The organism is Nocardioides currus, from assembly GCF_003057875.1.
Taxonomy (GTDB): domain Bacteria; phylum Actinomycetota; class Actinomycetes; order Propionibacteriales; family Nocardioidaceae; genus Nocardioides; species Nocardioides currus.
The window spans coordinates 610,065-632,034 of the sequence record NZ_PYXZ01000002.1 but is presented as its reverse complement, the minus strand read 5'-3'; the positions used below and the strand labels follow the sequence as shown (position 1 = coordinate 632,034).

General features: G+C 70.8%; 23 protein-coding genes. 7 read left to right on the top strand and 16 right to left on the bottom strand.

From position 1 onward, the window contains the following. Positions 1-30: 30 nt before the first annotated feature. Positions 31-609: a histidine phosphatase family protein gene (locus C7S10_RS08135; RefSeq protein WP_108343881.1), complete on the bottom strand. Its 579-nt coding sequence runs from the start codon at positions 607-609 to the stop codon at positions 31-33. 47 nt (positions 610-656) lie between these two features. Between C7S10_RS08135 and C7S10_RS08130 the strand changes: the two genes are divergently transcribed. Then, positions 657-1,835 carry an MFS transporter gene (locus C7S10_RS08130; RefSeq protein WP_108343880.1) on the top strand — a complete coding sequence of 393 codons (1,179 nt, stop codon included), beginning with the start codon at positions 657-659 and terminating at the stop codon, positions 1,833-1,835. Here C7S10_RS08130 and C7S10_RS08125 read toward each other — a convergent pair. Both C7S10_RS08125 and C7S10_RS22145 read right to left on the bottom strand, forming a co-directional pair. Then, complete coding sequence (locus tag C7S10_RS08125; RefSeq protein ID WP_207769283.1) at positions 1,811-2,854, bottom strand: MaoC family dehydratase; 1,044 nt, start codon at positions 2,852-2,854, stop codon at positions 1,811-1,813. The two genes, C7S10_RS08130 and C7S10_RS08125, sit on opposite strands and share 25 nt — an antisense overlap. 59 nt (positions 2,855-2,913) lie before the next feature. Then, the gene (locus tag C7S10_RS22145; RefSeq protein ID WP_165807080.1) at positions 2,914-3,087 is read right to left on the bottom strand and encodes a DUF5302 domain-containing protein; all 174 of its coding nucleotides are present in this window, start codon (positions 3,085-3,087) and stop codon (positions 2,914-2,916) included. Positions 3,088-3,472: 385 nt separating this feature from the next. Here C7S10_RS22145 and C7S10_RS08120 point away from each other — a divergent pair, with 385 nt between their 5' ends. Then, on the top strand, positions 3,473-3,946 hold the full coding sequence (locus C7S10_RS08120) for a hypothetical protein (RefSeq protein ID WP_108343878.1): 474 nt from the start codon (positions 3,473-3,475) through the stop codon (positions 3,944-3,946). 32 nt (positions 3,947-3,978) lie between these two features. Next, complete coding sequence (locus C7S10_RS08115) at positions 3,979-4,833, top strand: HNH endonuclease signature motif containing protein (RefSeq protein WP_108343877.1); 855 nt, start codon at positions 3,979-3,981, stop codon at positions 4,831-4,833. A 485-nt stretch (positions 4,834-5,318) separates the two neighbouring features. Here C7S10_RS08115 and C7S10_RS08110 read toward each other — a convergent pair whose 3' ends face one another. From C7S10_RS08110 to C7S10_RS08055, 12 genes are all read right to left on the bottom strand, one after another. Continuing rightward, entirely contained in the window at positions 5,319-5,615 is a 297-nt protein-coding gene (locus C7S10_RS08110; RefSeq protein ID WP_133176463.1) for a hypothetical protein, read from the bottom strand. 156 nt (positions 5,616-5,771) lie between these two features. Then, positions 5,772-6,584: a class I SAM-dependent methyltransferase gene (locus C7S10_RS08105; RefSeq protein WP_114327791.1), complete on the bottom strand. Its 813-nt coding sequence runs from the start codon at positions 6,582-6,584 to the stop codon at positions 5,772-5,774. Then, positions 6,581-7,600 (bottom strand): hypothetical protein, encoded by a 1,020-nt coding sequence (locus C7S10_RS08100; RefSeq protein ID WP_108343875.1) that lies wholly within the window; start codon positions 7,598-7,600, stop codon positions 6,581-6,583. The genes C7S10_RS08105 and C7S10_RS08100 overlap by 4 nt, the downstream gene beginning before the upstream one ends. A gap of 10 nt (positions 7,601-7,610) precedes the next feature. Next, positions 7,611-8,810 (bottom strand): acyl-CoA dehydrogenase family protein, encoded by a 1,200-nt coding sequence (locus tag C7S10_RS08095; RefSeq protein ID WP_108343874.1) that lies wholly within the window; start codon positions 8,808-8,810, stop codon positions 7,611-7,613. Between the two features lie 99 nt (positions 8,811-8,909). Next, complete coding sequence (locus C7S10_RS08090) at positions 8,910-10,004, bottom strand: hypothetical protein (RefSeq protein WP_108343873.1); 1,095 nt, start codon at positions 10,002-10,004, stop codon at positions 8,910-8,912. Continuing rightward, positions 10,001-10,195: a DUF6752 domain-containing protein gene (locus tag C7S10_RS08085; RefSeq protein WP_133176462.1), complete on the bottom strand. Its 195-nt coding sequence runs from the start codon at positions 10,193-10,195 to the stop codon at positions 10,001-10,003. The genes C7S10_RS08090 and C7S10_RS08085 overlap by 4 nt, the downstream gene beginning before the upstream one ends. After that, positions 10,192-11,763: a class I SAM-dependent methyltransferase gene (locus C7S10_RS08080; protein ID WP_133176461.1), complete on the bottom strand. Its 1,572-nt coding sequence runs from the start codon at positions 11,761-11,763 to the stop codon at positions 10,192-10,194. Before C7S10_RS08080 ends, C7S10_RS08085 begins: the two co-directional genes overlap by 4 nt. 8 nt (positions 11,764-11,771) lie before the next feature. Continuing rightward, positions 11,772-12,656, bottom strand: a complete 885-nt coding sequence (locus C7S10_RS08075) for a glycosyltransferase family 2 protein (protein ID WP_108343870.1) — start codon at positions 12,654-12,656, stop codon at positions 11,772-11,774. Then, positions 12,653-13,717, bottom strand: coding sequence for a hypothetical protein (locus tag C7S10_RS08070; RefSeq protein WP_108343869.1), 1,065 nt, complete (start codon positions 13,715-13,717; stop codon positions 12,653-12,655). The genes C7S10_RS08075 and C7S10_RS08070 overlap by 4 nt, the downstream gene beginning before the upstream one ends. 77 nt (positions 13,718-13,794) lie before the next feature. Further along, on the bottom strand, positions 13,795-15,786 hold the full coding sequence (locus tag C7S10_RS08065; RefSeq protein WP_108343868.1) for an RCC1 domain-containing protein: 1,992 nt from the start codon (positions 15,784-15,786) through the stop codon (positions 13,795-13,797). Between the two features lie 162 nt (positions 15,787-15,948). Then, on the bottom strand, positions 15,949-17,394 hold the full coding sequence (locus C7S10_RS08060) for a phospholipase D-like domain-containing protein (protein ID WP_108343867.1): 1,446 nt from the start codon (positions 17,392-17,394) through the stop codon (positions 15,949-15,951). 108 nt (positions 17,395-17,502) lie between these two features. Then, entirely contained in the window at positions 17,503-17,916 is a 414-nt protein-coding gene (locus C7S10_RS08055) for a hypothetical protein (protein ID WP_108343866.1), read from the bottom strand. A 105-nt stretch (positions 17,917-18,021) separates the two neighbouring features. On the opposite strand from C7S10_RS08055, the gene C7S10_RS08050 reads away from it, so the two are divergent. The 4 genes from C7S10_RS08050 to C7S10_RS08035 are packed head-to-tail and all read left to right on the top strand — an operon-like array spanning position 18,022 to position 21,335. After that, positions 18,022-19,305: a magnesium transporter MgtE N-terminal domain-containing protein gene (locus tag C7S10_RS08050; protein ID WP_108343865.1), complete on the top strand. Its 1,284-nt coding sequence runs from the start codon at positions 18,022-18,024 to the stop codon at positions 19,303-19,305. Continuing rightward, complete coding sequence (locus C7S10_RS08045) at positions 19,302-19,832, top strand: DUF1003 domain-containing protein (protein WP_108343864.1); 531 nt, start codon at positions 19,302-19,304, stop codon at positions 19,830-19,832. The genes C7S10_RS08050 and C7S10_RS08045 overlap by 4 nt, the downstream gene beginning before the upstream one ends. A 33-nt stretch (positions 19,833-19,865) precedes the next feature. Further along, positions 19,866-21,011 (top strand): Mrp/NBP35 family ATP-binding protein, encoded by a 1,146-nt coding sequence (locus C7S10_RS08040; protein ID WP_108343863.1) that lies wholly within the window; start codon positions 19,866-19,868, stop codon positions 21,009-21,011. 3 nt (positions 21,012-21,014) lie between these two features. Beyond that, positions 21,015-21,335 carry a sec-independent translocase gene (locus C7S10_RS08035; RefSeq protein ID WP_108343862.1) on the top strand — a complete coding sequence of 107 codons (321 nt, stop codon included), beginning with the start codon at positions 21,015-21,017 and terminating at the stop codon, positions 21,333-21,335. Here the strand turns inward: C7S10_RS08035 and C7S10_RS08030 are convergent, their stop codons facing one another. Then, complete coding sequence (locus tag C7S10_RS08030; RefSeq protein ID WP_108343861.1) at positions 21,336-21,881, bottom strand: hypothetical protein; 546 nt, start codon at positions 21,879-21,881, stop codon at positions 21,336-21,338. It abuts the gene before it with no gap. Positions 21,882-21,970 lie beyond the last annotated feature (89 nt).

Genomic DNA, 21,970 nt, shown 5'->3' with positions numbered 1-21,970 from the left:
ACGTGGCCGCCGTGCGCGTCAAGACCGGCGTCAGGAGTTCCAGCGCAGGAGCACCGGGGTCTCGCGCTCCCAGCCGAGGACGGACAGCGTCGAGGTGTCGAGGCGGAAGTAGCGCCCCTCGTCGACCGGCTGTTCCAGCCAGCGGGCGGTGAGGGCGCGCAGGGCGTGGCCGTGGCCGAAGACGAGGGTGCGCCCCTCGCAGGCACGCGCCCGGGCCACGACGCGGTCGAGGCGCTCGGTGACCTGCTCGGCGGTCTCCCCGTTGGGCGTCGCGTGGGACCAGACCGTCCATCCGGGCACCGTCTTGCGGATCTCGACCGTGGAGATGCCCTCGTAGTCGCCGTACGCCCACTCGACGAGGTCCTCGTCGACCTCGGCGTCGGGGAAGCCGACGAGCTCGGCCGTCCTGCGGGCCCGCTGGCGAGGGCTGGTCAGGACCAGCTCGAAGTCGGTGTCGGCGAGCCGGGGCGCCAGCGCGTGCGCGACCTCGATGCCGTGCTCGGTCAGCGGCAGGTCCGTCGTGGAGGTGTGGAGGCCGTCGCGGCTCCACTCGGTCTCGCCGTGGCGGACGAGCCACAGCTCGCTGGAGAACGACGCGTCTGCGGACATGGAGCGAGTCTGGCACGTCCCGTCGCGATTGCTGCCACGATCAGGCCATGGAGACCCTGCGGCGCGCGCGCCTGGCCGACGGCGCCGCGTTCTTCACGCAGGGCCTGGTCTTCATCTCGCTCACCACCCGCCTGCCGGACGTGCGCGAGCGCTGGGACTTCAGCGAGGTCACCCTCTCGCTGGTGCTGCTGATGATGGTGCTGCTCGCCGGCGTCGGCTCCGTGCTGGCCGAGCGGGCCGCGCGGTCCACCGACAGCGCCGTGGTGCTGCGCACCGGCTTCCTGGTCATGGTGGTGGCGGTGCCGGTGCTCGTGCTGGCCCCGGCGTTCCCGGTGTTCGTGGCGGGGATGGCGGCCTACGGCGTGGCGCTCGGCGTCGTGGACGCCTCGACCAACATGCAGGCCGTGGCGATCGAGCACGGCTACGGCCGCCCGATCCTGCCCTCCTTCCACGGCATGTGGACGCTCGGCGGGGTCGTCGGGTCCATCCTCACCCTCGCCACCGCGTCGCTGCCGTTCCGGTGGGCCGCGGTCGTCGCGCTGCTGCCCCTGCTGGTGGCGTTCGGGCCCCTCCTGCGGCGCGACCACGGTGTCATCGACCCGTCCGCACAGGCGGCCGCGGAGGCCATCGCGTGGCGACCGCTGCTGCTCGTCGGCGCGGCGCTCGTGCTCTTCTACACCGTCGACACCGCCGCCGCGACCTGGGGACCGACCTACCTCGACGACGCCTTCGACACCCCGACCGGGCTCGTCGCGCTGGCCACCCTCCCCTACCTCGTGGCCAGCGGCGCCATGCGCCTGACGGGCGACCGGCTGGTGGCGCGCCTCGGGCCCGTGCCGGTGCTGCGGTACGGCGCGGTGGTGGCGTTCGTCGCGCTCGGGATCATCGTCCTGGCACCGTCATGGCCGGTGGCCGTCCTCGGCTTCACCGTCCTCGGGCTGGGCGTCGCCGTGATCGCCCCGTTGAGCTACTCGGCCGCCGCGGTGCTCGCCGGCGGCTCCGGGCTAACCGGTGCGGCCCGTCAGGCGCGGGTCGACGCGGTGATCGCCCGGTTCAACCAGTTCAACTACGTCGGTGCGCTGCTCGGCTCGGTGCTCACGGGCCTGGCCGGCGCGGGCTCGTTGCGGGTGGGCTTCGCCGTACCCATGGTGCTGGTGCTGCTGCTGCTCCCGCTCGCGCGCGCCTTCGCGCCGGCGCCGGATCAGACCGGGATCAGCGCCCAGTAGTCGAGGTCGAGCAGCACGCCGTCGCGGTACTTCCCGTCCTCGTCGCGCAGGGTCATCGACTCGTCGCGACCACGCGTCGCGACCAGGCGCAGGCGCAGGGCACCGACCCCGGGCGCCCCGGTCTCCGCCTTGTCGAGCACCTCCGACCAGGCGTAGATGGTCCGGTCGGCGTAGGCCGGGCCGACGTGCGCACCCGCGTTGATCGCCGCGATGAGCTGGGCGTTGGCCAGGCCGTTGAACGACAGCGCACGCGCCATCGAGATGACGTGGCCGCCGTAGATGAGCCGATTGCCGTCGGGGCGGGCCTGGGTGTTGAAGTGCACCTTGGCGGTGTTCTGCCACAGGCGGGTGGCGAGCACGTGCTCGGGGTCGGTGAGGGTGACACCGTCGACGTGGTCGATCCGCTCGCCCACCTCGTAGTCACCGAAGCGGTGCGGCTCGCCGGCCGCGACGAAGTCGTAGTCGGTGAAGTCGAGCCCGGCCGGCACGACCAGGTCCTCGGCGGGGACGACGATCCTCAGGTCGGGCACAACCGGGTCCGGCGCCGGGGAGTCGGCGTCGCGCTTGTGGACCATCACCCAGCGGCACCAGTCGATCGCGACCTCGCCGCGCTGGTTGGTCGCGGTGGACCGGACGTACACCACGCCGGTCTTGCCGTTGGAGTTCTCCTTGAGGCCGATGACCTCGCTGCTCGTGCGCAGGGTGTCGCCGGGCGCGAGCGGGCGGTGGAAGCGGCACTCGGCGTAGCCGAGATTGGCGACCGCGTTGAGCGAGACGTCCGGGACGGTCTTGCCGAAGGCGATGTGGAAGCCGACCAGCTCCTCGACCGGGTGCACGTCGAGGCCGACCTGCCGGGCGAACTCGGCGCTGCTCGGGAGCGCGAACCGGCTGGGGTAGAGCGACTGGTAGAGCGCGCGGTCGCCCTCGGTGATCGTGCGCGGCGTGGCGTGCTCGATCACCTGACCGACGGTGAAGTCCTCGAAGAAGTTGCCCGCGTTGGTTTTCGTCACGGCCCACATCGTGCCGCACCCGCGCCCTGCTGGGCGCGGGTGCTCACGTGGTCCTTCTCACGGCTGGCTCAGCTGCCGCCGCCACCGGCCTTGCGCCGGTGCACCTTGGGAGCGGCGCCGCCCTCCACCTCGGCGCCGTGCGCCTTCTCGTGGACCGGGCCGTCCTGGTGGACGCCCTTCTCCTTGGTGTTCTTCTTGTCCAGCGCCTCGCGCATCTTGGCCTTGAGGTCGTCGTTCGACATGAGCGCATCCTCCTGAGTAGGTCAGGCCTCCACCCTGCCAGCCGGGTCAACCCGGGGTCGAGGGGATTAGACGTCCGGGTCGCGGGTCCAACGGCCGCATCCGCGCTCGGCCAGGTCGTCCCGCTGGTTTGTCGGTGCTCGAGGTGCGAGCGCAGCCATGGGCCCGTCTCGGTGGTCGAGGTGCGCGCGCAGCGATGGGCCCGTCTCGGTGGTCGACGTGCGAGCGCAGCGATGGGCCCGTCTCGGTGGTTGAGGTGCGAGCGCAGCGAGCCTCGAAACCCCGATCTCGTGCAGCACACAGCCGCTCGAAACTACTTCTCCACAGCCGTCCGGATCACCCTGATTCAGGGGCGTGATTGTCGGTGGTCCCTGCTTGGATTCTTGTATGGCGACACCGACCCGCACCCGCGCCGAGACCCTGCCGGACACCCCGGCCGGGGTGCTCGCTGCGCTGCGTGAGGAGCAGGACCTGCGTGCCGCCTCCGAGGTCCGGTCGATGCGGTTGGCTGTGCACTGGGTGGACCTGCACCCGGTCCTCGACCCGGGCGATGCGGGTGCCTGCTTCCAGTCGCCGAAGACCCTCGCCGGGGAAGGGTCACCGGCGATCGACGAGTTCACCATCCCCGACCTCGCCACCATCCTCGGCCAGACCTGCGACGCCATCGGGTCCTGGCTGACCGACGTCATCGAGCTCCGCCACCGCCTCCCCCACCTTGGGCCGGAGTCCTGGCCGGGGACATCACCCCGTGGCGCGCCCGACGGGTCGCGCAGACCACCATCGACCTCACCCCCGCCGCCGCCGCGTACGTCGACGAGCAGACCGCCTGGTGCGCCAACCGCCTCACCCCCACCCAGCTGACCCGGCTGATCGACCACGCCCGCGCCCGGCACATGCCCGACCAACGCGCGGCCGACCTGGCCGCGGCCGCTGACTCCCGCCACGTCACCTTCACCACCGACCAGGTGTCCTTCGACGGCACCATGCACCTCGAGGCCGACCTCACCATCCCCGACGCCCTCGGCCTCGCCGAGGCCGTCACCCACGGCGCCGCCAGACTCGCCGCGCTCGGGTCCACCGACACCCTCGACGGCCGCCGCGCCACCGCACTCGGCGACCTCGCCCGCCACCAACTCGCCCTCGGCTACGACACCGACCCCGCTCCCACCACCCCCGTGCCCGCGACCACGCAGATCGTGCTCCACGCCCACCTCCCCGCCCACGCCATCACCGACGCCATCACCGACGCCATCACCGGACACCCAGCGAGTGGGCTGACGGGGTTCGTCGAGCAGGCCGGCGGACGGGTGCTCACCGCCGAGCAGGTCCGCATCTGGTGCGGACGCCCCGACGTCCAGATCACCGTCCGGCCCGTGCTCGACCTCCACCAACGCCTCGAGACCACCGGCTACACCCCGACCCCGACGATGCGCGAGCACGTCATCGCCCGGGACCGGACCTGCGTGTTCCCCTGGTGCGGCCGCAACGCCCGCGGCTGCGACCTCGACCACGTCATCCCCTACGACCACGACGTCGGACCCGACCAAGCCCAGCGCGGCCCGACGGCCACCGACAACCTCGCCGCGCTCTGCCGCCGCCACCACCGCCTCAAGACCCACGGCCGCTGGCGGTACGAGGTGACCGCTCCCGGCGCGTTCGTGTGGACCAGCCCTCATGGCCATCAGTACCTCCGCGATCACACCGGGTCCCGACCCATCGCTGCGTCCGGCCACCCGCCCGACCAATAGCCACACCGCCCCGCACCCCGCAGAGCAGCCGACCTGCGGGGCCACAGGCACGTGCACGCCCAGCAGGTCGGTCGGCGGTCAGGTCACCTGACCGATCGGTACCTTTAACGAACTGGAACCCCCGTCCGTGCAGCAGGTCGTATTCGGACGTGCGGCTGCGCAACGCGTGGCCGAAGCAGAGGGTCCCGCTGTGGCTCGGCGTGCAGATCGCGGGCTTCCCTGAGCGTGACATCACGGACGCCGGCGCCGAGAACGTCGGCCTCGACTTGGAGGCGCGTCCAGAGAGGGTCCAGACAGGTCTGACGCGGGCGGTCGAGGGGTAAGCCTCGGGTCTGCTCGACGTCGACGCGGTTCATGCGGTGCAGTCCGGCCTCCAGGATGAGCGGGTGGGGATCGAGAACGAGTTCCGTGATGCGCGCGAAGAGGTCCGCAGCGGGGCGCCGATCAACACGGACGATTTCGATCACCTCGAGGTCGGAGCCGTGTCACCCGGCGAGTGGAACGTCCTTCTCGGGCGGGTCTTTCGCCGCGTTGAGGTGTGGCCGGACCTCCTCGTCCTCGTGCCAGTCGTGGGCGAGCAGACGACGCTTCCGCGATGAACGTCGGTCGATCTGGTCGGTGACCGTCACGAACGACTTCGCCAGGGAGGGGGAGCCGAGCAGGAACGCGCTGATGATGGCGGCGATCCCGGCCAAGATGCCACCAGTTCCGTCGATGATTTCAAGTACCTCCCGTCCCGCGAAGATGTCGAGAACTCCACGCCTCGGCTGTGATAAGTGCATCGGACCCAGGTCACCGGATCAAAGGGATGTGCACAAGCCCTTACCCACTTGGTCATTAATGCTTGTTGCTCGACCCGGGTAACAGCGCGTAGGCCCGCCCGAACGCCGCGACGTCCGCCGTGGGGGTCAACGCGCGATCGCCCGGTCAGGGTCGAGCTATGGGCGGCTGAGGACCAGGATCCGCCCAGACAGCTTGCCGAGCATCCGGTGGACGTGCCACAGCGAGTCACCGAGCATGACGTCGTACGCCGCATCGCCGAACGCCGCGCGGTAGCGCTCCGGGTCCCGCTGCAACCGCGCGACGCGTAGCAGCGCCCGGCCGCCCTGGCCCGACTCCTCCTCGGCGTGCTCGCCCCACTCGGACCCGAGCTCGAGGTCGGCGTCGACGACGAGACCGGCACCCGCGACGGCCGAGTCGGTGGCCTCGGGTGACATCGAGGACGGCACGACACCCATCACGGGGAACAGCCACGCCGCCTCGGCGTCCGACATCAGCGGGGTCGCCACGAACTGGTAGACCACGGCCCGGCCACCCGGTCGGAGCACGCGCGCCATCTCGGCGTACGCCGCGTCGAGGTCAGCCACGTGCACGAGCACGTCGCGACACCACACCAGGTCGGCGGACGAGTCGGCGACTGGCAGGCGCTCCGCACTCCCCCGGCCGAACGAGACCCGGGAGGCGATCTCCTCGGGCTCGTCGCGCCGAGCCTCGCGGGCGAGGTCGAGGTGGCGCTGCACCGGGTCGACGCCGAGCACCTCGAACCCGAAGTGGGTGGCGAGCCGGAACGAGTGGGCACCCTCGCCGCACCCCACGTCGAGGGCGACGGAGTCGGGCGGCAGGTCCAGCTCGCGCACGACCTGGAGCAGCATGCTCGGCCCGCGTGGGTCGAGCGACCGGTCGACGAGCTCGCCGAAGGCCTCCTCGATGCGGGGGTAGTCGTCGTAGAAGAACCGGGCGTCGAAGCTCACGACGGCTCCGGCGTCCTGATCTGGGCGGCCAGCACGCCGGCGAGACCGGCCAGGGCGGCGTCGAGGACGAGGCCGTCGTCGACGGACGCGGGGTCGACACCGGGCACGTCGACGGGGGTCAGGTCGTCCCAGGAGCCGACCAGGGAGACGCCGGCCTCGGTGAGGGCGGCGACCATCTGGGCTGCGTGGTCGCGCACCCAGCCAGCGACCGGCAGGCCGATCGCTGGCTCGGAGGACTTCCGGGCGGCCAGCACCTGCTTGGCGAGGAGGCCCTTGCGCACGTCCGTGCCCTCGGGGAAGACCAGCCCCTCGTCGTTGAGCAGCTCGTTGAGCCGTCGGATGACCAGGGTCGAGGCCGCCCCGACCGACTCGTTGTCCATGCGGGCCGGTGCGAATCCTCCCGGCGGCGTGCCGAGGACCGAGCAGAAGCGCTCCCACAGCAGCTCGCGCGGCGCACCCGGCGGCGGGACGGTCACGATCGAGACGGGGGCGAGCTCGCCCCACGTCCGGGCGATCCGCGCGAGGTTCTGCTGGCGCCAGAAGGTGCGACCCGACTCGGGTGCCGTGGCGGAGTCGTCGCGGTGCCCCGGGCGCCACGCCTCGATCCCCTCGAGGTAGTCGGCGAAGGTCCAGGTGCGCCCGTTCTGGACCGTCTCCTGCCACATCGCGGCGATCGACCGGTTGAGGTCGCGGGCCGTGACGACGACCTCGACCTCGTGCTCGGGGAAGGAGGAGACGACCCGCCGTGCGACGACCGGCCGGACCGGACCGAGGTACTCCATCGAGATGACCGACGTCCCGGGGTGCGCCTGCACCTTGCCGGCCATCTTGGCCCACTGCTCCTCGCCCGAGCCGAGGACGTCACGGGCCGCCATCACCTGCGAGAGCCAGTTCATGCCCGGCACGAGGATCTCGCGCTCGGCGAGGAGCATCGCCTTGTTGGCGAACAGCCGCGACTGGATGAACGAGGTGCCCGACTTCATGGCTCCGACGTGGAGCACGAGGCGGGGCGACATGCGGGCCAGCCTAGGACTTGAGCTTGTAGTCCTTGAGGAGGCTGCGGCCGATGATCATCTTCTGGATGTCGGAGGTCCCCTCACCGATGAGCATGAACTTCACCTCGCGCATCAGTCGCTCGATCTCGTACTCCTTGGAGTAGCCGTAGCCGCCGTGGATGCGGAACGAGTCCTCCACCACCTCGTTCGCCATCTCCGAGGCCAGCATCTTCGCCATCCCGGCCTCCACGTCGACGCGACCACCGCCGTCCTTGATCCGCGCGGCACGGACCATCATCGTGTGGATCGTCTCCACCTTGGTCGCCATGTCGGCCAGCCGGAACAGCACCGCCTGGTGCTCCGCGATCGGCTTCCCGAACGTGTGCCGCGTCTGCGCGTACGCCACCCCGAGCTCGAAGCCACGCCACGCCAGCCCGCACGCCCGGGCCGCGACGTTGACGCGGCCGACCTCGACGCCGTCCATCATCTGGAAGAACCCCTTGCCGGGCTCACCACCCAGGACCTGGTCGGCGGAGATGTGGTGGTCCTCGAGGATCAGCTCGGTGGTCTCGACCCCCTTGTAGCCCATCTTGTCCAGCTTGCCCGGCACGGTGACACCCTGCGCTGTCTCACCGAACCCGGGCTCCTTCTCCACCAGGAACGTCGTCATGTTCTTGTACACCGAGTCGGCGCCCTCGTCGGTCTTCGTCAACAGCGCCACCAGCGTCGAGGTGCCGCCGTTGGTCAGCCACATCTTCTGGCCCGTGATCGAGTACGACCCGTCATCCTGCTTCGTGGCCTTGGTGGAGATCGCCGACACGTCCGAGCCCAGACCGGGCTCCGACATCGAGAACGCGCCCCGGACCTCACCGGCCGCCATCGCGGGCAGGTACTTCTGCTTCTGCTCGTCCGTGCCGTGCTGCATCAACAGGTACGCCACGATGAAGTGGGTGTTGATGACGCCCGAGACGCTCATCCAGCCCCGCGCGATCTCCTCGACCACCAGCGCATACGTCAGGATCGACTCGCCCAGACCGCCGAACTCCTCGGGGATCGTGAGCCCGAACACCCCGAGCTCCTTGAGCCCCTCGATGATCTCGGTCGGGTACTCGTCCGCATGCTCCAGCTCCTGGGCGACCGGGATGATCTTCTCGTCCACGAACTGCCGCACCGCCTTCAGGATCTCGCTCTGGTCCTCGGTCAGTCCGTCGGTCTGGCACAGGCGACCCATGGGGCGTCCCTTCACTCGGCTGCGTCTGGTGGTGCTACGTCCTCCGCGGAGTGTAGGCGCGTCGGACCGGCCGGTAACCGCCGTCCGCGATGACACAGGTCACACGCGGCGGAGGGTCCTGCGCAGCCGTGCGAGGCGTCCCGGCGCGGGCGCGCCCGGCCCCGGTCGTTCGCCCTCGCTGCGGGCCTGGAGGTCGCCCATCAGGGTCGCGACCAGGTCGAGGGCCACGTCGGCCACCTCCGCGTCGGTCACCGAGTCGGGGTGGCGCCGCTCGGGCAGCTCGTCGGGGACCAGCAGGAGGTCCACGTCACCCACCACGTCGTACGCCGCTGCGCGGATCTTCTCCACGGCCCGCACGCCGCGACGGCGGGCGTCCTCGACCTGGTCGTCCGCGGGCCAGAACGGCTCGCCCCGGCGCGGCACGAGCCGTTCGTCGGCCAGGAAGGACCGCAGCCACACCCCGCGCGAGCGGCCGGTGTTGAACCCCGTGAGCCGCTCGTTGATCCGTCGCAGCGTCTCGGCCTCGGCGACACCCATCGAGGAGTTGGCGAAGCCCTGCGAGGCGTCGCACGTGTCGGGCGCGATGCCGAGCACGCCGCAGAAGCGGTCCCAGAGGTCGGTGCGTGGCACGCCGGGCGGCGCGGGCGCGAGGATGTGCAGCCGCTCGGGCGGCACGGCCGGCGACCAGCGGTCGAGCACCAGGCCGAGGTCGAGCGAGCGCCAGTCCCACACGGCCCGCGGGTCGTCGCTCTCGCTGCGTCCGTAGTCGGCCAGCCGGGTGGTGGCCTTGTTCTTCAGCGACTCCTGCCAGCTGCTCGTGAACAGCCCGAGCGGCTCGCGGGTGGTGAGGACCACGTGCACCTCCTCGGTCACGGCCGACAGCTGCGAGACCATCCGCTCCGCCTGCTCGGCCGACGCCGCGCAGAAGAACTCGTGGCTGATCAGCGCGTCGCCGTCGAACCCCGCGACGTCGGCCAGCACCCGGTCCCAGGCCCCCGGCGCCTCGGGGCCACGCCGCGCGACGCCGGGGTCGTCGCGCACGACCATCGATGCGAACAGGTGGTCGCTCTTGCGGGCTCCCGGCAGCAGCAGGCCAGCCGCGCGCAACCGGTCCCGTCCGGGCCAGGCGATGGCCTGGAGGTAGGACGTCCCGGTCTTGGGCAGCCCGATGTGGACGAAGGCCCGCCGGGTCATGACCCCAGCTCGTCGACGTACCGCTCGACCTTCTCCGTGTCGGCGGCCGGCAGCAGCTCGGTCACGACGTCGAGCAGCTCGGCGAAGCGCTGGTTGAGCACCGCCGCCTCCTCGACGCGGGCGGTCAGCGCCGCCACCTGCGCCTCGAGGTCCTCGACGCGCCCCGTCAGGTCCTTCCTGGACATCCTCATCGCCACTCCACCTCCAGGCGGCACGACCGCCACTGCTTCCCGTCGGACATCTCTTCGCCGTACCCGTAGTCGATGGCCTGGCCCACGAGGTCGACCATCCCCGTCACCTCGAAGCCGCGCGCCTCGATGTCGTCGATGACGTCGCCGCGCTCGAGCGGCCGCACCAGCGACGGGCGGCCCTCGGGATCCTCGATCGCCTCGGTCAGGAACTCGAGGTGCACCCGCTCGCCCGGCTGGAGCACCATCGTGACGAACCGCCAGAAGTTGTCGACGCCGTAGGGCGAGGTCGAGTCGATCAGGTGCCGCGCGAGCACGGTCCGCGGACCGGACCTGCCCTGCAGCAGCGCACCCCAGGCGAGCACGTGGCGCAGCTCGAGCAGGTTCATCGTGCACAGCTCGGCGGGCCACCCCTGCTCGGCGGCCTTGGCGGCGATGAACTGCATGGCGACGCCGGAGTAGTCGAGCCCGATCGCGGGACGCCCCTGCTTGGCCAGCCAGCGCACGTCGCGCCCGCGGCCGCAGCCGATGTCGATCACCCAGGTGCCCTCCTCCTCGCGCTCGTGGAGGTGGCGGGCGATGTCGTGGGGTGGTTGGTACGGCGGCAGCAGCCGCGCCAGGCCGTAGCGGTGGTCCCAGGCGGCACGGTGCAGCCGGGTGCCGCGGAACCACTCGTCGAAGCGGCGCTGCACGTCCGGGTCCTTCTCGTAGCGGAAGGCCGGGTCGGGGACGCGCCAGCCGGGCCCGTAGGTCACGGCCAGCAGCCGCTCGGGGTCGGCGGGCGCGGGGAACTCACGTCCGTCGAGCGTCACCGTCCCGAGCGGGAAGATCCACTCGCGCTCGTACGGCGCCCAGATCTCGCCCAGGAGGGCGAGGTGTCCCTCGGTGAAGAAGCCCCCGAACACGTCGAGGCCACGGACCGAGCCGTCGGCGTCGGGCACGTCGATCTTGAACGCTCCCCCGCTGTGCCGGCTCGTCGCGTAGCCCTGCCGCTCGACGGCCCGTTGCACCCGGTGGGACTCGCGGATCACGTCGATCGGGTGCGTGTGGCGGCTGACGTAGCCCACGTCGGCGTCGTTGTCGTGGCCGAGGAACGTCCCCTCGCGTACGGCGCCGAGCAGCGTCCCGTAGGCCGGGAACGCCTCGAGCCCCTCCGCGCGCAGCAGCCCGAGCACGGTGTCGAGCGCGTCGAGGAGCGGCGTGAGCTCCCCGGCCTCCTTGGTCTCGAAGGTCTTGACGAGCTTGCCGTACATGTCGATCCCCAGCGGCGCGCCGTCGCGGCCGACCACGGTCAGGCGACGATCCTCGCTGCCGAACCGGACCTCCTCCTCGAACGCGACGGTCCCGTCACCGAGGGAGACCCCCAGCCGGGTGAGGCCCTCGAGGTGGAGGGTGAGGCGCTCGGGCCAGGCGATGAAGCGGGCGCCCTCGGCGGCGACGCTGTCGCGCAGGGACCAGAAGGACCAGATGCGACGACCGTCGAAGGAGACGTTGCACAGCACGTCCTGCGCGGCCGCGAACCTCAGCCCGTCGTCGTCGACCCGGACCCCGGTGAGCACGAGACCGCTCATGGTGCTGCTCACACCCGGCCGAGGAACCGGTCCGGGATGCGCACGAACGGGCGGTTGCGCATCGCCTGCACCTGTCCGCCGCCGACCGCGCGCCACACGTCGGGCGCGCTCTGCTCGACGATCGTCGCCAGCTTCTTCAGCGGCGGCCCGAACGGGCGGATCGCGTCGTGGTCGATGTCAGTGGTGATCTCGTCGAGCAGGTCGACCATGTCGCCGCCGCTGCGCTCCCAGCTCGTCTTCGCGGCCCGGCCGTCGGAGCGGAACATCTGGTGCCGGTGGTCGGCCACGGCCTGGAGGTGGTCGCGGTCGGCGAACTTCATGTGGAACATGAACAGCTCGGGGTCGACCTCGAACGGGCACCGGATGCCGTGCGAGGCGAGCGCCCAGGCGGCCGGGTCCCACTTGAGCGACGGCTTGCACATCAGCGGCAGGAACTTCGCGAGGCGGCGCTGGCCGAGGATCGGCTCACCGTCGACGAGGGCCGGCTCCTGCGCGACGTCGTGCACGAGGTTGAGGCCCATCACGCCGACGGCCCGCCGGCCGGGCCGGGCGGCGGCGAAGTGGCGCAGCGACTCGTGGACCTTCGGGTCGGCGACGATGAACTCGTCGACGTCGCAGAAGATCGCGGCGTCGTACGCCTCGAGCAGGCCGCCGGCGATGCCGCTCAGCAGCCCCATCCGGGCGCCCTCGAAGGACTTCTTGGTCAGCGGCGGGATCCGCAGGACCGGGCACGGGAGGTCGTCGGTCGATCCGTCGGAGCTGTTGTCGTCGACGACGACGAGGTTCTCGACGCCCACCTCGCGCGAGTAGTGCTCGACCCACCGGCGCAGCATCGTGCCCTCGTCGCGGGCCATCGTGATCGCCGCGATCCTGGGCAGCTCGGTGGTGCTCATGGGGTCCTCTGCTTCTTCAGGCGACGCAGCCGCTGGCGGTGCTTCTGCTCGCGCTCCATGCCGATCTCCGCCATCCGGGCCAGGCCCTCCATGGCGGCGTCGAGCCGCTGCTCCGTCGACACCTGGCTGGGGTGGACGCCGCTGACCTTCTGCGGGAGCAGCTCGTCGAGGTCGCCGATGACGCGGTGGCGCTGCTTGCGCAGGGCGGCCACCTCGGCGGCGCCGCGCTTCATCACCCAGCGCTCGTCGAGGCCGAGCGTCGGCTCGCCCTGACGCGCGACCATGCCCCGCTTGGTGAGGAGGTGCTTGACGAGCAGGTCGTAGAACGGGTGGTCGGCGGCCGGGGTGCCGTCGCGGCCCAGGATCTCGTTGAGCTGGCGCAGGGTCATGGCGGTCGCCAGGCCGATGGAGCGGTTGGCGCGGACGTTGAGCTCGAAGGCGGCCGGGTCGAGCTGCAGCACCTGCGCGAACCGCTCCCACAGCAGGTTGCTGGGTGCGCCCTTGGCGGGGACCGTCATCAGCGTGAAGTGGTCGGCGCCCACGGCGTCGCTCCAGCGCCGGGCGATCGCAGCCAGTCCCTGGTGGTTCCAGAAGTTGCGGGCGACGGGTCCGTCGCCCTCGGCGCGTACGGCGCGGAGGTAGTCGTCCCACCCGACCGCGGACCCGTTCTGCACCGACTCCAGCCACATCGCGGCGATGTTGCGGGCGAGGTCGCGCCCCGTCAGGACCACCTCGAGGCGGCCCTGGAGGGAGTCGCGGATCATCTCGATCTTGTGCGTGACCCGGGGCGCGAGGAACTCCATCGAGACCACGACCGTGCCGGGCGTGGCGTTGATCGAGTCGACCAGCGTGCACCAGGGCCCGGTCGGGTCGAGCGGGGCCTGCTGGGGGCCGCCGTGCGCGATCAGGTCCTGCACCGCCGCGACCTGGTCGCGCCAGCGATCGCCGGCGAACGAGATCCCGTGCTGGGCCAGCTCGTCGCCGTTGTTGCCCAGGACGTTCTGGATGAAGCTGGTGCCCGACTTCATCGAGCCGATGTGGAGGACGACGCGCTCGGCCACGTGACCCCTTCCCTGGTGCTCGACTCCCTGGCTGCTGCGGGGCCGACCCTATCGAGTCGCCCCCGCAGCAGGCAGCGTCAGGGCAGGCGCACGTCCACGAGCGCCATGTTGTGGTCGGTGACCAGGCTCAGCAGCGGCGGACGGGTGTACTCGAAGTTGCTGTACGTCGCGTCCGGCGACCCGAAGATCCAGTCGACGCGCATCCGGCTGGGCGGGTTGGTGCACTTGCCGGTGGCGGCGTCGTACGCCCCGCCGAACGGGCTGACCAGGTCGGTCTTGGAGAGCACCTTGCAGAGGATCTCGCGCTTCTCGTTCATGTCGCCGACGAAGAAGACCGGCAGGCCGGTGGCGCGCAGCTCGTTGATCTTGTCGATCTGCACGTTGGTCGCCCGGTTGCGCTTGAACTGGTAGTCCCACGGCGCGTTGTGCACGTTGACGACGTAGATCTCCTTGCCGGTCACCCGGTGCCGGAGCTTGACGATCGGGCGCGGGAGCTCCTTGCTGATGAACTGGTTCATCATCGTCCCGGCCTCGACCATCTCCCAGACGCTGGTGCGCCAGGCGAGCGCCGCCTCGGAGGCGTCGTCGCCCGACTCGGGCCGGGGGTAGACGTCCCAGGTGCCGCGCGCGGCCTTGAGGAAGTGGAACATCTGGTCGGAGTTGGGCTCCTGGAGGCCCATGATGTCGATCGCGCTGTTGTCGAGCTGGTCGGCCATCCAGCCCATCCGGGTGGTGGCGGGGCCGAACGAGTCGTCGCCGGCGTAGGGCCGGGTGTGGCCGTTGCCCAGCGCGTTGACCGACGCGATGCGGAAGTCGGTCGCCCCGGCCGGGTCCGCCGGCGGGAGCGGCTCGACCTCGGTCGGCGAGGGGCTGCTGGTCAGGGTGCCGTTGCCGAGCTGGGCGCGGTCGTTGGAGCCCCAGCAGACGGCGCCCGCGGCGTTGAGGCCGCACACGTGGCGCCAGCCGCCCTCGATCTGCGACATGCCCGTCGGGCCCGCGACCGGCTCCATGGTGAACGGCAGGGTGCCGTCACCCACCAGGCCGTAGGCGTCGTTGCCCCAGCAGTAGACCTTGCCCTGCTCGTCGAGCAGGCAGGAGCCGCCCTCGAAGGTGGTGATGTCGGCCGCCTTGATGCCGCCCTTCACGAGCTGCGGGGTGCCGGTGGTCGTCACGTTGCCGTTGCCCAGGGCGCCGTACGTGTTGCGACCCCAGCAGTAGGTCGATCCGCTCGTCGTCAGGCCGCAGGTGTGGGTCCACGAGGTCGACACCTCGGCCCAGGTGGTGCCCGGGGAGACGCGGGTGGGCTTGGTCTTGCCCGTGAAGGAGCCGATGCCGAGCTGGCCGAACAGGTTGCCGCCCCAGCACCACAGCGAGCCGTCGGTCTTGGTGCCGCACACGAAGCGGCTGCCCACGGACACCGACGCCCACTTGCCGCCGGGCAGCTTCACCGGCGTGGCGGACTGCTTGCCCATCTTCTTGGCCGGGCCGAGCTGGCCGGCCGCGTTGTCGCCCCAGCAGTAGAGCTTGGCGTTGCTGGTGACCCCGCAGGTGTTGAACCAGCTCGCGTTGACGCTGGCCCACCTCGTGCCCTTGGCGACCACGACCGGGCGGGCGCGCACCTTGGTCGAGCCGTCGCCGACCTGGCCACGGTGGTTGACGCCCCAGCAGAAGAGCTTGCCGCTGTTCTTGATGCCACAGGTCGAGGCACCGCCGGCCGAGACCGCGCGCCACTTCTTGCCGCCGACGACCGGCTGGGCGACCATCGAGTCGGGTCCGACCTTGCCGTCGCCGAGCTGGCCGTACTGGTCGCGGCCCCAGCAGAGCAGCGACCCGTCGCCCGGCAGGCGGCAGGCGTGCTCGCCGCCGCTCGACAGCGTCTCCACCGGCGAGCGCTTCACCTTCAGGCGCGCCGTGCTCGCCGAGGCGCTGGACTGGGCAGCGCTGGACTGGACAGTGGACTGACCGCTGGCCGTGGTCGCGATCGGTGCGCCGGCGCCGGCGGGGGCAGCCAGGGCGACCGGCGTCAGCAGGCTCGCGATCAGGGCGATGAGGGCGGCGTGCGCCTTCATGACTACCTCCGGGTTAGACGGCACGGAACGTCTGCAACTTGTGCAACACCTGTCACGGTAGTTCACAAATGTCACAGGGGCCAGACCGCGACCGGCCTGGCCCCTGCCAAGAGTGACGCGCGGGAGCGCCCTCGAGTTGTCACGCGGAGGTGACGATCGTCCTCACATGGAGGGCTTCATCTTCCCCATGCCCATCTCGTCGCGGACCTTCGCGAAGGGATCGAAGCCGGGCATCTGGCGCAGCACGATCTCCTTGACCAGGTTCTGGCCCTGCGGCGGCGGGTTCTTGTAGAGGTACTCGATGAAGTTCGAGTACTTCTTCTCCAGCGTCTTGCTCCGGATGATGAAGCCCTGCTCGTCGGAGAGCGTGCTCATGCCCGACCAGTTGGCACTGCCCTGGTAGACGATGTGCGAGGAGCGCTTGCCGTCGTAGACGCCGGAGATGGTCAGCGCCTTCATGTGGATGTAGCGGTCGACGTACAGATCGCCGTTGGTGTCCTCGAGGATCGTCTTCTTCGGGATGTCCTGGAGGCGCTGGCGCGAGAGGTTGTTGAGCACGCCGTAGACGAGCTTGATCTTGCAGCCACGCTTGTGCAGCGAGTTGAGCTTGGCGGCGACCGCGGAGCCGGGCTTGCCGTTGAAGACGGCCTGCGAGACGCGGATGACGGTGTGGCCGTTCTTGCCTGCCTCGCCGACGGCGCCGTTGCAGCGGACGCGGTCGAGCATCCGGATCACGTTGTAGGTCTTGACCGGGCCCATGTTGGGGAAGAACCAGCCCTGGTAGGGGCCGTCGTCGAAGGTGTAGAACGCCTTCTTGATCGGCTTGTCCCGCGACATCTGCTTGAAGACCTTGGTGTAGTTGTCCCAGGTGACCTGGCGACCGGTCACCGTCAGCAGGTCGTTCCACTGGACGTACGCCGCGGCGTCGGTGAGGTTGGCCGAGGTGGACATGACCACGTTGTCGACGCCGCCGGTGCGGCTGAACATGAAGAACTTGCCGTGCTGGATGCCCTCGGTGCCGCGGCACGAGTTCTTGCACGTGCGGAACCAGCTGGTCATGTCGGCGTCGCGCTTCTTGTTGCCCTTGGCGAGCGCGTCGCGGGTGCGCGGGTAGTAGCTGCCCGCTCCCTGCGACTGCGCCAGGCCGTTGGCCATGATGATGCGGACGCTGACGCCGCGCTTGTGCGCCGCGATCAGGTCGTTGACGTAGAGGGCGTTGCTGTAGTTCCACGTCACCAGCCGGATCTGCGCACCCTTGGGGGTGTTGGCGATGGCGTTGCGGATGTAGCGGTTGATCTTGTGCGACTTCTTGGGGTCACGCGGCTCGTTGAACCGGACACCGTCCTTGGGCGACCACTTGCTCGCGTCCTGCGTCGGGTCCTCGGTCGGCGTCGGGACCGGCACCGGGGTCGACGGGGGCGGGGTGGTCGGGACCGGGGTCGTGGGCACCGGGGTCGTGGGCACCGGGGTGGTCGGGACCGGGGTCGTGGGGACCGGGGTCGGCGTGGTCGTCGGCGCCGATGCCTGCTCGGTCGCGTTGGCCTGCGTGGTGAGCACCGTCAGCGGCGCGATGACCGCCAGGACCGACGCTGCGACCGTGATGGTCATGCGTGACTTCATGTGGTGAGGTGTCCCCTTGCTTGTGAGCGCTGAGCGTGTGGTTCGAGTGGGCGTGCCTGTGCTCCTGAGATGGTGCGGGAGCGGGTTTCGTTGCCGTCAGGCCTGGCAGGTCGCCAGGAGCTGCTGGTACTCCTCGTTGGTCTCGAGGTCCCCGGCGTCCGTGATCGGGCCGCCCTTCATGGCGTAGAAGCGGCCGTCCTGCTCGAGGAACGTCGCGCCGTAGCCGCACGGCTTCTTGGCCGGCTTGATCGTCTCGCCGTCGGCGGTGCAGGAGGTGTAGTCCTCCGGCAGCTCCTGGCCGTCGATCCAGATGTCGGCGCACTCGGTGGAGGTGCCGGGATCGGCGCTCTCGCTGGTGGACTCGGAGGGCGACTGGCTGCTCGACGAGCTCGGGTCGCTGGCGGACTCGCTGCCGGCCTCGCCGTCGGCCTCGTTGCCGCACGACGTGAGCACGGTCGCGGCGCACAGCGCGACGAGCGCGGCGGCGGTCCTGGTCCGGAGAAGTGCCATACCACCGATAGTAGGTGAAGTCAGCAGCACGGCCACATCTGAAGGCAGAACCGTTCACGTGGCGTCGCGCTGCCGCGACGCTCGACCCCGGTAACGTTCCCTGGCATGAGCAGCACTCCGACCAGGGTCTACCTGGCCCGACTCGTGGGCCTGCCCATCTTCGACCCGCAGGGCGACCAGGTCGCCAAGGTGCGCGACATCGTGGTGGCCCTGCGATCGTCGGCCGCCAGCCAGCCGCGGGTGCTCGGGCTCGTCGCGGAGGTCTTCGGCCGGCGTCGCATCTTCGTGCCGATGACCCGCGTCACCAACATCGACAGCGGGCAGGTCTACACGACGGGGTTGCTCAACATGCGTCGCTTCGAGCAGCGCAGCACCGAGACCCTGGTGATGGGCCAGATGCTCGACCGCCGGGTCGTGATCACCGAGACCGGCGTGCAGGGCACGGTCTACGACGTGGCGATGGAGCAGGCCCGCAACCGCGACTGGGTGCTCTCGCGCGTCGCGGTGCAGGAGCCGTCCAAGGGCTTCCGTCGGCGCGGCCAGACCCACACCGTCGAGTGGCGCGACGTCGAGGGTCTCGCCCGGCGCGAGGAGACCCAGGGCGCCACGCACCTGATGGCCACGCTGAGCGAGATGCGGCCGGCCGACGCCGCCAACGTCATCCACGACCTCCCGCAGGAGCGCCGGCTCGCGGTCGTCGCCGCCATGGGCGACGAGCGGCTCGCCGACGTCCTCGAGGAGCTCCCCGAGGAGGACCAGGTCGAGATCCTCGAGCAGCTCGACTCCGAGCGCGCCGCCGACGTCCTCGAGGAGATGTCGGCCGACGACGCGGCCGACCTGATCGCGGACCTCCACCCCGACACCGCCGCGACCCTGCTGGCGCTGATGGAGCCCGACGAGGCCGAGGACGTCCGCCGGTTGATGTCCTACGCCGACGAGACGGCCGGCGCCATGATGACGCCCGAGCCGGTCATCCTCTCCCCCGACGCCACCATCGCCGACGCGCTCGCCCACGTGCGCAACCCCGAGCTCACCCCCGCGCTCGCCGCGCTGGTCTACGTCTGCCGCCAGCCGCTGGAGACGCCGACCGGCAAGCTGCTCGGCGCCGCCCACATCCAGCGGCTGCTGCGCGAGCCGCCGTCGACGCTGGTCGCGGCCGCCCTTGACGACTCGATGGACCCGCTCCGGCCCGACGCGACGATCGACGAGGTGGCGGCCCACCTGGCGACGTACAACCTCGTCGCGGCGCCGGTCGTCGACGACGAGGGCCGCTTGCTGGGCGCCGTCACCGTCGACGACCTGCTCGACCACATGCTGCCCGACAACTGGCGCGACCAGGCCGAGCGGCCCGGACCCATCACCGGACCGGTCCCCGGGGGTGAGGGATGAGCGAGCCCCGCCCCCGCGCCCGTCTCGACACCCCCCGCGACGTGGGCCGGCAGCCGCTCGTGCGGCGCCCCACCTACGACGCGGACGCGTTCGGGTCCTTCGCCGAGCAGTTCGCCCGGTTCATGGGCACGGCCAAGTTCCTGCTCTACATGACCCTGTTCGTCATCGTCTGGATGGGCTGGAACACGCTGGCGCCGCCCGACCTGCGCTTCGACGAGTTCCCGTTCATCTTCCTGACCCTGATGCTGAGCCTGCAGGCGTCGTACGCCGCTCCGCTGATCCTCCTCGCCCAGAACCGGCAGGAGCAGCGCGACAAGGTGGTGGCCGAGCAGGACCGGCAGGCCAACGCCCGCGCCCACGCCGACATGGAGTTCCTCGCCCGTGAGGTCGCCTCGCTCCGCATGTCGGTCGGCGAGGTCGCGACCCGCGACTTCCTCCGCTCCGAGCTCAGGGGGCTCTACGCCGACATCGAGGAGCTGGCCCGGGGTGACGAAGACGACGGTCCGGATGAGCCACCGACGACCTGAGGCGCCCGCCGGGCTCGTAGACTCGGCTCCATCATGAGCACCCCCAGCATCGAGCAGATCACCGCCGCCCTCGCGCAGGTCAACGACCCCGAGATCAAGCGCCCCATCACCGAGCTGAACATGGTCGACTCCGTGAGCGTCGCCGACGACGGCGCGGTCGCGATCACCGTCCTCCTCACCGTCGCCGGCTGCCCGCTCAAGGACACCATCAACCGCGACGTGACCGCCGCCGTGACCGCCGTCCCCGGCGTGACCGGCGTCGACCTCACGCTCGGCGTGATGACGCCCGAGCAGCGCGCGGGGCTCAAGGACATCCTGAGCAACGGCAAGGCCGAGCGCGAGATCCCCTTCGCCCAGCCCGGCTCGCTGACCAAGGTCTACGCGATCGCCAGCGGCAAGGGCGGCGTCGGCAAGTCGTCGGTCACCGTCAACCTCGCCCTCGGCCTGGCCAAGCAGGGCCTCAAGGTGGGCATCGTGGACGCCGACATCTACGGCCACTCGGTGCCGGCCATGCTCGGCGTCGCCGACTCCCGGCCCACCCAGGTCGACGACCTGATCATGCCGGTGCCGACCGCGAGCGGCGTGTCCGTCATCTCGATCGGCATGCTCAAGCCGCGCCGCGACCAGGTCGTCGCCTGGCGCGGCCCGATGCTCGACCGGGCGCTGGTCCAGATGCTCTCCGACGTCTTCTGGGGCGACCTCGACGTGCTCATGCTCGACCTCCCCCCGGGCACCGGCGACGTCGCCATCTCGCTGGGCCAGCACCTGCCCAACGCGGAGGTCGTGGTCGTCACCACGCCGCAGGAGGCGGCGGCCGAGGTCGCGGAACGGGCCGGCACGATGGCCTCGATGATGCACCAGCGCGTCATCGGAGTCGTGGAGAACATGAGCTTCCTGACGCTGCCCGACGGCTCCACGATGGAGGTCTTCGGCAGTGGCGGCGGCGACCGGGTGGCGGAGACGCTCTCGCAGCGGTTCGGCTACGACGTCAAGGTCCTCGGGCGCATCCCGCTCGACCCGGCGCTGCGCGAGGGCGGCGACGCCGGCAAGCCGATCGTCGAGTCCGACCCCACCGCTCCGGCCGCGCTCGAGCTCGCGAAGATCGCCGAGGGCCTCGGCGGTCGCGGTCGTGGACTGGCCGGCATGCAGCTCGGTCTCACCCCGAGCGCTAAGTTCTGATCCATGTTCGGAGTCGGCCTGGCGGAGATGGCGATGATCGCGTTCGTGGCGATCATCGTCTTCGGGCCCGACCGGCTGCCCGTGCTCGCCAAGCAGGCGGGGATCATGGTGCGCAAGGCGCGGGCGATGGCCAACTCCGCCCGCGACGAGATCCGTGAGGAGCTCGGCCCCGACTACGCCGACCTCGAGCTGCGCGACCTCGACCCCCGCAACATCGTGCGCCGCCACATCATCGAGGCGATGGAGGACGAGGACGCCCGCGTCGCCACCGAGCCCGTCCTCGCCGAGGGCCAGCGTCCGCCGTACGACGTCGACGCCACCTGATCAGTCCCGGCTCTGCACCGCGCTGATCGCGTCGAAGGCGATCAGGGCTGGTACGTCACTGGGCGACCCGACCTCCACGAAGTCGGCACCCACGCGGAGCACGACGGTCTCGTGCTGCCCGCCGTCGAGCAGGTGGACGACACAGCGCACCTGCGACTCGGCCAGCCGGCGCAGCGCCGACGACACGCCGAGCCGGTGCAGCGGCGACCACGCCACCTCGGGCACGGATCGCTCCGAGGCGCCGTGCACCACCTCGATGCGGGCCGTCCGCACGATCCAGTCCTGCGCGTGCCCGCTGACCAGGCACCAGCCGGTGCCGATCCGCTGGAGCTCGCCCTCGATCCGGCCGACGCCCGCCACCGTGAGCGCGACGTCCTCCCCCATGCTCGCCACCAGCCGTGAGTCGAGCGTGACCTGGTGGTACTCCGCCCGGCTGCGGTCGACCAGCTCGGCGTCGCGCTCGAGGCCGTAGAGCGCCGCGGCCTGGCCCTCGAGGTCGTCGAAGAGCGAGAAGAGCTGGTCGTCCCACGACGGGTTCGGCGCCATGACGGCGAGCCTAGGCCAGGTCACGCCCACGCTCCCGTGGTGGCACCTGCCCTGTGCACAACCGATTGACGTCCTCACCAAAGCGTCGT

What these genes read in the sequence shown, in the direction of transcription:
- C7S10_RS08135 (WP_108343881.1), bottom strand. Translation starts at nt 609, where the DNA reads ATGTCCGCAGACGCGTCGTTCTCCAGCGAGCTGTGGCTCGTCCGCCAC.
- C7S10_RS08130 (WP_108343880.1), top strand. Translation starts at nt 657, where the DNA reads ATGGAGACCCTGCGGCGCGCGCGCCTGGCCGACGGCGCCGCGTTCTTC.
- C7S10_RS08125 (WP_207769283.1), bottom strand. Translation starts at nt 2,854, where the DNA reads ATGTGGGCCGTGACGAAAACCAACGCGGGCAACTTCTTCGAGGACTTC.
- C7S10_RS22145 (WP_165807080.1), bottom strand. Translation starts at nt 3,087, where the DNA reads ATGTCGAACGACGACCTCAAGGCCAAGATGCGCGAGGCGCTGGACAAG.
- C7S10_RS08120 (WP_108343878.1), top strand. Translation starts at nt 3,473, where the DNA reads ATGGCGACACCGACCCGCACCCGCGCCGAGACCCTGCCGGACACCCCG.
- C7S10_RS08115 (WP_108343877.1), top strand. Translation starts at nt 3,979, where the DNA reads ATGCCCGACCAACGCGCGGCCGACCTGGCCGCGGCCGCTGACTCCCGC.
- C7S10_RS08110 (WP_133176463.1), bottom strand. Translation starts at nt 5,615, where the DNA reads ATGCACTTATCACAGCCGAGGCGTGGAGTTCTCGACATCTTCGCGGGA.
- C7S10_RS08100 (WP_108343875.1), bottom strand. Translation starts at nt 7,600, where the DNA reads ATGTCGCCCCGCCTCGTGCTCCACGTCGGAGCCATGAAGTCGGGCACC.
- C7S10_RS08095 (WP_108343874.1), bottom strand. Translation starts at nt 8,810, where the DNA reads ATGGGTCGCCTGTGCCAGACCGACGGACTGACCGAGGACCAGAGCGAG.
- C7S10_RS08090 (WP_108343873.1), bottom strand. Translation starts at nt 10,004, where the DNA reads ATGACCCGGCGGGCCTTCGTCCACATCGGGCTGCCCAAGACCGGGACG.
- C7S10_RS08085 (WP_133176462.1), bottom strand. Translation starts at nt 10,195, where the DNA reads ATGAGGATGTCCAGGAAGGACCTGACGGGGCGCGTCGAGGACCTCGAG.
- C7S10_RS08080 (WP_133176461.1), bottom strand. Translation starts at nt 11,763, where the DNA reads ATGAGCGGTCTCGTGCTCACCGGGGTCCGGGTCGACGACGACGGGCTG.
- C7S10_RS08075 (WP_108343870.1), bottom strand. Translation starts at nt 12,656, where the DNA reads ATGAGCACCACCGAGCTGCCCAGGATCGCGGCGATCACGATGGCCCGC.
- C7S10_RS08065 (WP_108343868.1), bottom strand. Translation starts at nt 15,786, where the DNA reads ATGAAGGCGCACGCCGCCCTCATCGCCCTGATCGCGAGCCTGCTGACG.
- C7S10_RS08060 (WP_108343867.1), bottom strand. Translation starts at nt 17,394, where the DNA reads ATGACCATCACGGTCGCAGCGTCGGTCCTGGCGGTCATCGCGCCGCTG.
- C7S10_RS08055 (WP_108343866.1), bottom strand. Translation starts at nt 17,916, where the DNA reads ATGGCACTTCTCCGGACCAGGACCGCCGCCGCGCTCGTCGCGCTGTGC.
- C7S10_RS08050 (WP_108343865.1), top strand. Translation starts at nt 18,022, where the DNA reads ATGAGCAGCACTCCGACCAGGGTCTACCTGGCCCGACTCGTGGGCCTG.
- C7S10_RS08045 (WP_108343864.1), top strand. Translation starts at nt 19,302, where the DNA reads ATGAGCGAGCCCCGCCCCCGCGCCCGTCTCGACACCCCCCGCGACGTG.
- C7S10_RS08040 (WP_108343863.1), top strand. Translation starts at nt 19,866, where the DNA reads ATGAGCACCCCCAGCATCGAGCAGATCACCGCCGCCCTCGCGCAGGTC.
- C7S10_RS08035 (WP_108343862.1), top strand. Translation starts at nt 21,015, where the DNA reads ATGTTCGGAGTCGGCCTGGCGGAGATGGCGATGATCGCGTTCGTGGCG.
- C7S10_RS08030 (WP_108343861.1), bottom strand. Translation starts at nt 21,881, where the DNA reads ATGGCGCCGAACCCGTCGTGGGACGACCAGCTCTTCTCGCTCTTCGAC.